This is a genomic window from Anaerosporobacter sp., assembly GCF_965301125.1.
On sequence record NZ_CBDLAM010000029.1, the window covers coordinates 26,780 to 28,716 of the forward strand.

Annotated in this window: 3 protein-coding genes; all 3 read right to left on the minus strand. The window is 30.4% G+C overall.

The genetic code is table 11. From position 1 onward, the window contains the following. Positions 1 to 562: hypothetical protein (locus ACW2QF_RS05145; protein ID WP_455714922.1), on the minus strand; the 562-nt coding region annotated here is incomplete at its 3' end. A gap of 42 nt (positions 563 to 604) precedes the next feature. Then, positions 605 to 1,336 carry a hypothetical protein gene (locus ACW2QF_RS05150; protein ID WP_455714923.1) on the minus strand — a complete coding sequence of 244 codons (732 nt, stop codon included), beginning with the start codon at positions 1,334 to 1,336 and terminating at the stop codon, positions 605 to 607. Positions 1,337 to 1,379: 43 nt separating this feature from the next. Beyond that, the coding region (locus ACW2QF_RS05155) for a hypothetical protein (protein ID WP_455714924.1) at positions 1,380 to 1,937 on the minus strand (558 nt) is incomplete at its 5' end.

The window sequence follows — 1,937 nt, forward strand, 5'->3', positions numbered from 1 at the left end:
TTCTTAATGACTTACATGTCTTTAGGACAGAATAATCGTCTGCTTGGCTAGAATAAAAATTCACTGTTTCTAATTGTGTACAACCTTTCAAAAAATCTAATGAATACAAATTACAGCCTCCATTGTTAGATACTCCCAAATCTTTTAAATGTTTTAAATGGGGAAGTATATCTCCAAGTTCCTTTTGTAATAAGGCGATATCTTCTTTGGTGAGTTGTTTATCTATCTTTCCTTGGTTAATCGAATATGACGGACTCCCTTCACCAATTACATGTGCATTTATAGTAAGCCATTTTAAATTTGTGCAATAGCGTAAATCTTTAATCGTACTATAATAACCAGAAAAACCAATATCTATTTTAGTTATTTTCTTCAAATCTTTATAGGTAACTGTCTTTGGTGTTTCACCACCTCCTAGCGCATTACTTAACACAATTGCCATGTTTTCATCCGCGAAATTCACATGACTATTCTCATGTATATATTGTAGTACTCCTACTTTTTTTCCTATAACTAATATTAGTGCTGCTATCAATAAACTATATATTAATTTCTTCTTCATTTCATACTCCCACTATGTATTACCTAGACTATATTCTCTTACTTACTCCTCTGTAAATATTTCAGCTTCAGGATATGCTTCTCGTAATTTTTTTAATTCTTCTGGATTCCTTGATAATGGAGTATAGTCCAGTGTAACTAGTTCAAGATTTTTTATTCCAATCAAATCATCTGCTTTGGATATGTTAGATTTTTCAATATATATGTTTCTTAATGACTTACATGTCTTTAGGACAGAATAATCGTCTGCTTGGCTAGAATATAAAATCACTGTTTCTAATTTTGTACAACCTTTCAAAAATTCTATCGAATTCAGATTACAACCACCCTTATTAGATATTGCCAAATACTCTAATTGTTTTAGTTTAGGAAGTATCTCTCCAAGTTCTTTTTGTAATAAATCAACATCCTCTTTAGTTAATTGTCTATCTACCTTTCCTTGGTTAATCGAATATGATGGCGCCCATTCATCAATTGTATAACCATTCATACCAAGAGCTTTTATGTTGGTACAATAGCATAAATCTTTTATTGTACTATAATAACTTACAAATCCAATATCTATTTCAGTTATTTTCTTCAAGTCTTTATAGGTAACTGTCTTTGGTGTTTCTCCGTCTCCTAGTGCATTGCTCAACACAATTGCCATGTTTTCATCTGCAAAATTCACATGACTATTCTCATGGATATATCGTACCAATGGAACTCCTACTTTTGTTCCTATAACTAATATTATTGCTGCTATCAATAAACTATATATTAATTTCTTCTTCATTTCATACTCCCAATATGTATTACCTAAGACTATATTCTCTTACTTACTCCTCTGTTAATATTTCAGCTTCTGGATATGCCTCACGTAATTTTTTTAATTCTTCTGGATTTCTTGATAATGGAGTATAGTCTAGTGTAACAAATTCAAGATTCTTTATTCCAATCAAATCATCTGCTTTGGATATGTTCGATTTGTTAATACGTATATATTTCAATGATTTACATGTCTTTAGGATTGAATAGTCGTCTGCTTGGCTAGAATATAAATTCACTTCTTCTAATTGTGTACAATCTTTCAAAAAATCTAATGAAGACAAATTACAACCTCCGTTATTAGATACTCCTAAATATTCTAAATGTTTTAATTCTGGAAGAACCTGTCCAAGCTCTTTTTGTAATAAATCAATATCTTCTTTGGTGAGTTGTTTATCTATCTTTCCTTGGTTAATTGAATATGATGGTTCCCCTTCCATAATTACATGTCCATTCATCCTAAGCCTTTTTATATTGGTACAATATTGTAAATCTTTTATCGTACTATAATAGCCCGAACAACCAATATTTATTTTAGTTATTTTCTTCAAGTCTTTATAGGTAACTGT

Excerpts from the sequence above, each read along its gene's own strand:
- ACW2QF_RS05150 (WP_455714923.1), bottom strand. The coding sequence starts at position 1,336 with ATGAAGAAGAAATTAATATATAGTTTATTGATAGCAGCAATAATATTA.